Below are 5,390 nucleotides of genomic sequence, written 5' to 3'. Positions count from 1 at the left end.
GCGACGACCGCGAAGCCCTTGCCGGCGTCGCCGGCGCGGGCCGCTTCCACCCCGGCGTTCAGGGCCAGCAGGTTGGTCTGGAACGCGATCTCGTCCACGACACCGATGATCTGGTTGATCTCGCGGGCCGAGGATTCGATCGCCGTCATCGAGGTGACGGCGCGGCTGACCACATCGCCCGAACGCTCCGCCTCGGCCTTGGCCAGGGCGACGGCGTCGCGCGACTGGTTGGCGCCCTGGGCGGAGCGCTGGACCGTCGCGGTGATCTGGTCGAGGGCGGCGGCCGTCTGTTCGAGCGTGGCCGCCTGGCGTTCGGTGCGCTGCGACAGGTCGTCGGCGGCGCCCGAGATCTCGCTGCCGCCCGACCGGATGGCCGACGTCGAGTTCGCGATGGCCGCGAGGGCCTTCTCCAGCTTGACGACGGCGTCGTTGAAGTCGTTGCGCAGCTTCTCGTACGAGCCGGGGAAGCCCTGGTTGAGGCGGACGGTCAGGTCGCCGGCGGCGAGGCGCTCGAGGCCGCTGGCCAGCGAGTTGACCACGCGGGCCTGTTCTTCGGCCGAGGCCTCGGCGGCCGCGGCGGCGTCGCGACGGGTCGCCTCGGCGGCGGCCCGCTGCTCTTCCTGTTCGGCGCGCATCTGCTCCAGGTGAAGCTGGTTGTCGCGGAAGACGCCCAGCGATTTCACGATCGCGCCCATCTCGTCCTTGCGTTCCAGCTTCTCGAGATCGACGTCGTTCTCACCGCGCGACAGGCGCTCGGTGGCGCCGGCGATGCGCTGCACCGCCCGGCGCAGGTTCAGCACGAGGAAGGCGGCGACCACGCCGGTGAGCACCAGCGTCACGATCGAGGCGGCGATGGTGGCCAACTCGGCGGCCTTGGCGCGCTTGGCCGAGGCGGCGGCCTGGGCCTTGGTGTCGGCCTGGGTGGCGGCCACGATGGCCTCCAGGTTCTGGCTCATCTTGGCGTACTGGTCTTCGAAGGGCGCGGCGAAGCCGGCGGCGGAGGCGAAGTCGGCGCTCGTCATGGCGACGATCACGTCCAGCGCCTCGCGCGTTTCCTTCAGGTCCTTCAGCAGCTTGTCGTACTTGGGACGCTGCGCGGCCGGGGCCGCATTGCGGGCCACGCCTACTTCCTTGGAGATCTTGTCGACCTCGGCCAGAAGCGCCGCGCCCTGCGAGCCGATCTTGTCGGCGTCGATCTGGGCCGCCTGGTGCGTGAGCAGGAGATAAAGATCGCCGTGCACGCCCGAGATGCGCTTGGAGATTTCCTGCATGCGCAGGCTGTTGGGCATGTCGGTCTGAACCACGCGGTTCAGCTCGCCCATTTGATTCTTTTGAATGACGACCGAGCCGGTGGCCATCAGCGCCAGCATGACGAGGGCCAGGGCGGGCGCGAAGCCCACCTTTACCATCAGCGGCAGATCGTCCAGCCGAAAGCGTTTCATTTGGGCATTCCCCCACATGTCTACTTTGCCTGGGGGCGGACCCCGCGAGCCTGGCTATGCTGAACGAAACTCCCTAACTGATTCTCACTTTTCCCATTTTGGTGGGAAGTTTAGGGTTGATTCACCCGGCGGCTGTATTTCCCCCATCATTGTTTCTCAACAGGAGGTGGGGATGCAGAAAGCTGTCTCTCTTTTCGGTGGTATTGCTCTGAGCGTTGCTCTGGCGGGTGCGGCGAGTGCTGCTTCCTTCCAGGAAAGCATGGCCAAGTGCCTGACCAAGAACGCCAACACGCGCGACGCCGCGACGGTGATGCTTCAGTGCACGGCTGCCGGCGGCAAGCTGGCCGGCTGCTCGGTCCTCTCGGACAGCGCTCCGGGCAAGGGCTTCGACAAGGCCGCCCTGTGCGTCGCCGAAGCCATGCCGATGGGTGACAAGTCGGGTGACGTGAAGATCCCGATGCGCTTCCCGGGCGGCGCGTAAGCGCCGCTTCTTCCGAGAACACGCGGAATACCCAAAGACGCCCCTCCCCCGGGGCGTCTTTTTATTTGTCTCGACGTCAGACCGTGCGCTGGGCGCGGTCCTTCTCGTTCGTGGCGCGGATCGCGTTGCGGGCCTGCTCCCACTCGGCGTCGCCCCATTCCGACAGGCGCGCGAACCCACCGCCGCCCTTCAGATGCGAACCGCCGTCGATGGCGATCGTCTGGCCGTTCACATAGGCCGACCCGGGATCCAGCAGATAGACCGCCAGGTTGGCCAGCTCGCGCATCTCGCCGTTGCGGTTCAGCGGGATGGTCGGGGTGGCCTCGCCCAGCATGCCGCCGCCGCCGGGATTGAGCCGCGCGCTCATGCCTTCGGTGGGGAAGGGGCCGGGCGCGATGGCGTTGAAGCGGACGCCGCGGTTGCCCCACTCCACGGCCAGGGACTGGGTCATCACGTTCAGGCCTGCCTTCGACATGGCCGACGGCACGGTGAAGGGGCCGCCGTGCCAGACCCAGGTGGTGAGGATCGAGACCACCGAGGCGTGCTTGCCCTCGGCGAGCCAGCGCTTGCCCGCGTCCAGGGTCACGAAGAACGAGCCGCGGAAGACGATGTTCGCGATGGCGTCGAAGCCCTTGGGCGTCAGGTCCTCCGTGCGGCTGATGAAGTTGCCCGCGGCGTTGTTGACTAGTCCGGTGAGCGCGCCGCCGGCCCAGATCTCGTCCATTGCGTCATGGATCGCCTCGGGCACGCGGATGTCGCAGGCCATTCCAATGCAGCGCCCGCCGGAGACGCCGCCGTGGGCGTCGTTGATCTCCTTGGCCGCGGCTTCGATGACGGCGCCGCGGCGGCCCCAGATGTAGACGTCGGCGCCCAGCAGCACGCAGGCTTCCGCCATCACCTTGCCGAGCCCCGTGCCGCCGCCGGTGATCAGGATCCGCTGGCCCTTCATCAGGCCCGGTCGGTACATCAGGTCTTGGGCGGTCAGGTCGGTCATGGGCTCCTCCGGGTCTGTTTGGAGGCAGTCCGCCGTCCTTACGCCGGGTAGGTCAATCCTTCGGGATCTCGAAGCCGGGATCGACCCGGCGGATGAACTCCATGGCCGCCGCAGGCGCGCGCACCTTCCCCTCGTGGATCACGAAGGCATAGACGTCGTGCGGCGTCTCGGGCGGGCCCGTGCGGTCGATGGGCGTGAAGTCGCCGGGCACCTGACCCTGCGCGTAGCTCCGGAAGCGGCCGGCCCAGGTGTCGAGTTCGGGCGCGGTGTAGCCCGTGGGCACGCTGTCGTCGGCGGAGAGCAGGCGCAGGTAGACGAAGTCGGCGGTGATGTCCGGGATGAAGGGATAGTTCTCGTTCTCGGAATTGCAGATCGCCACCCCGCGCTCGCGGCAGAGACCGATGAACTTCGGGTCGTTGAAGCTGGCGTTGCGCACCTCGACCACGTGCCGGGCCGGGATGTCGCCCACCTTGGCCGGCAGCAGGTCGAGCCAGGCGGCGAAGTCGTCGTAGTCGAACTTCTTCGTCGGCATGAACTGCCACAGGATCGGCCCCAGCCGGTCGCCCAGCTCGGTCAGCCCCTGGCCCAGGAAGATCGCCATGCTGTCCTTGCCGTCGGCCAGCACCTTGCGGTTGGTGCAGAACCGCGAGGCCTTTACCGAGAACTTGAAGCCTTCGGGGGTGGAGGCCTTCCACTTGGCCCAGCTATCGGGCTTGAAGCTGGAATAGTAGGTGCCGTTGATCTCGATGGCCGTCAGGTGGCGGCTGGCGTACTCCAGCTCCTGCTTCTGCGGCAGCTTGTCGGGATAGAAGACGCCCCGCCACGGCTCGAACGTCCAGCCCCCGATCCCGCAGCGGATCCTGCCAGCCTCAGCCATAGGACGTCTCCCTCGTCGACCTCGCCTCCTAGGTAGCGGGCCAAGGTGAAGTTCTCAAGATGTTCCGAGCGCGACGACCGTTCCCCGGCGGCAGGTGGCCGGGCGTCGGATAGCGGGTTATGCGGACGGGACCGAACGGAAGGACCGCGACGTGATCGACCTGCACTCCACCACCGGCCCCAACGCCCGCAAGGTGCAGATCATGCTGGAGGAGACGGGGCTGGCGTACCGGCTGATCCCGTACGACATCGGCAAGGGCGAGCTGCTCACCGAGGAATTCCGCACGCTGAACCCGAACGGCCGGGTCCCAGTGCTCGTGGATCCGGAGCCCGCCGGCGGCGGCGGGCCGGTGACTGTGTGGGAGTCGGCGGCGTGCCTGCAGTACCTCGCCGACAAGACCCGCCGGTTCCTCTCGACCGAGGTCCACGCACGCTATGCGGCGCTGCAGTGGCTGGCCTGGCAGATCGCCAGCCTGGGGCCGTTCCACGGCCAGGCGCACCACTTCACCCGCTATGCGCCGGAGCCCATCGACCCGTACGCGCGCCAGCGCTTCCGGCTGGAGGCCGAGCGGCTGATGTACGTCATCGACCGCCAACTGAAGGACCACGAGTACGTCGCCGGTGCGGACTACACGATCGCCGACATGGCCTGCTGGCCGTGGCTGAACCTCACCTGGAACGCCCAGTTCGACCGGCCGCGGGAATCGTTCGAGCATCTGGAGCGCTGGTTCCAGCAGGTGAAGGCGCGGCCGGCGATCCAGCGCGTGTATGGCGAGGCGCTGGACGAGTGGATGTACCGCACCGACCACGTCCGCATCCCCGCCGAACGCTGGACCAACAGCTTCGGCGACAATTTCCACGCGTTCCACAGGAAGTAGGAAGTCTCCCGCCCCACCAAGGGAGGGACTTTGCGGCTACTTCCGCGACGTCTTGGTCTTGTCGCGCGCGGCCTTGAACTCGGCGCCGGGCTTCCATTCGGGCCAGACGCGGCTGTTGGCCAGCTTCTCGCCCAGTTCGAACAGCAGCGTTCCATCGGCCTCGAAGCCCTTCGGATCCCAGTTCGGATCGAACTCGTCGGCGGGCTGGTGGTACTGGTTGGCGGTGTAGGCGGTGCGCTTCGCCGCACCGGCTTCCTTGCCGCCCTCGAACAGGTCCTGCCCGCCGCCGAAGCTAATCGCGGGCACGCCGACCTTGGCGAACGGGAAGTGGTCCGAGCGGAAGAAGCTGCCCGCCTCCGGCCGCGGGTCGGGGCTGTAGTAGCGGTCGTGGGTCTTGCCCACCGCGATCAACTCATCCTGCAGCGTCAGCGGCGCGTTGCCCGAGGTGGTGAAGTCGTGCGCCAGGCCGTTCGGACCTACGCCGTCCATGTTGATCACGCCGACGGTGGTGGCCAGCGGGTAGAGCGGCGAGGAGGCGTAGTACTCCGAGCCCAGCAGGCCCTTCTCTTCCGCCGTCACCGACATGAAGACGACCGTGCGGTCCGGCTTCGGCGCCTTGGCGAAGGCGCGGCCCAGCTCCAGCAGCATCGCCGTGCCCGACGCATTGTCGAGCGCGCCGTTGTAGATCTTGTCGCCCCTGGCGTCGGGCAGGCCCACGC

6 protein-coding genes are annotated in these 5,390 nt (G+C 67.7%); 2 read left to right on the top strand and 4 right to left on the bottom strand.

Features of this window, described 5'->3' with window-relative positions:
* Nucleotides 1–1,442, bottom strand: a 1,442-nt coding sequence (locus Q0L11_RS13095) for a methyl-accepting chemotaxis protein (protein WP_296597798.1), incomplete at its 3' end; no start/stop codon positions are given.
* A 172-nt stretch (nt 1,443–1,614) separates the two neighbouring features.
* Between Q0L11_RS13095 and Q0L11_RS13090 the strand changes: the two genes are divergently transcribed.
* Nucleotides 1,615–1,923, top strand: coding sequence for a hypothetical protein (locus tag Q0L11_RS13090; protein WP_296597797.1), 309 nt, complete (start codon nt 1,615–1,617; stop codon nt 1,921–1,923).
* Between the two features lie 76 nt (nt 1,924–1,999).
* Here Q0L11_RS13090 and Q0L11_RS13085 read toward each other — a convergent pair whose 3' ends face one another.
* Entirely contained in the window at nt 2,000–2,917 is a 918-nt protein-coding gene (locus tag Q0L11_RS13085; protein WP_296597795.1) for an SDR family oxidoreductase, read from the bottom strand.
* Between the two features lie 52 nt (nt 2,918–2,969).
* Nucleotides 2,970–3,794 (bottom strand): DUF72 domain-containing protein, encoded by an 825-nt coding sequence (locus Q0L11_RS13080; protein WP_296597794.1) that lies wholly within the window; start codon nt 3,792–3,794, stop codon nt 2,970–2,972.
* Between the two features lie 151 nt (nt 3,795–3,945).
* Between Q0L11_RS13080 and Q0L11_RS13075 the strand changes: the two genes are divergently transcribed.
* Nucleotides 3,946–4,671 carry a glutathione S-transferase N-terminal domain-containing protein gene (locus Q0L11_RS13075; RefSeq protein ID WP_296597793.1) on the top strand — a complete coding sequence of 242 codons (726 nt, stop codon included), beginning with the start codon at nt 3,946–3,948 and terminating at the stop codon, nt 4,669–4,671.
* Between the two features lie 36 nt (nt 4,672–4,707).
* Here the strand turns inward: Q0L11_RS13075 and Q0L11_RS13070 are convergent.
* Nucleotides 4,708–5,390: M28 family peptidase (locus Q0L11_RS13070; RefSeq protein ID WP_296597791.1), on the bottom strand; the 683-nt coding region annotated here is incomplete at its 5' end.

The organism is Phenylobacterium sp. (genome assembly GCF_024508875.1).
In the GTDB taxonomy this organism is placed as follows: Bacteria; Pseudomonadota; Alphaproteobacteria; order Caulobacterales; family Caulobacteraceae; genus Phenylobacterium.
Note: the sequence above shows the minus strand (reverse complement) of the source record. Positions and strands in the feature narration are given on the sequence as shown.

Coding starts and splice junctions, on each gene's coding strand:
- Q0L11_RS13085 (WP_296597795.1), bottom strand. CDS start 2,917: ATGACCGACCTGACCGCCCAAGACCTGATGTACCGACCGGGCCTGATG.
- Q0L11_RS13080 (WP_296597794.1), bottom strand. CDS start 3,794: ATGGCTGAGGCTGGCAGGATCCGCTGCGGGATCGGGGGCTGGACGTTC.
- Q0L11_RS13090 (WP_296597797.1), top strand. CDS start 1,615: ATGCAGAAAGCTGTCTCTCTTTTCGGTGGTATTGCTCTGAGCGTTGCT.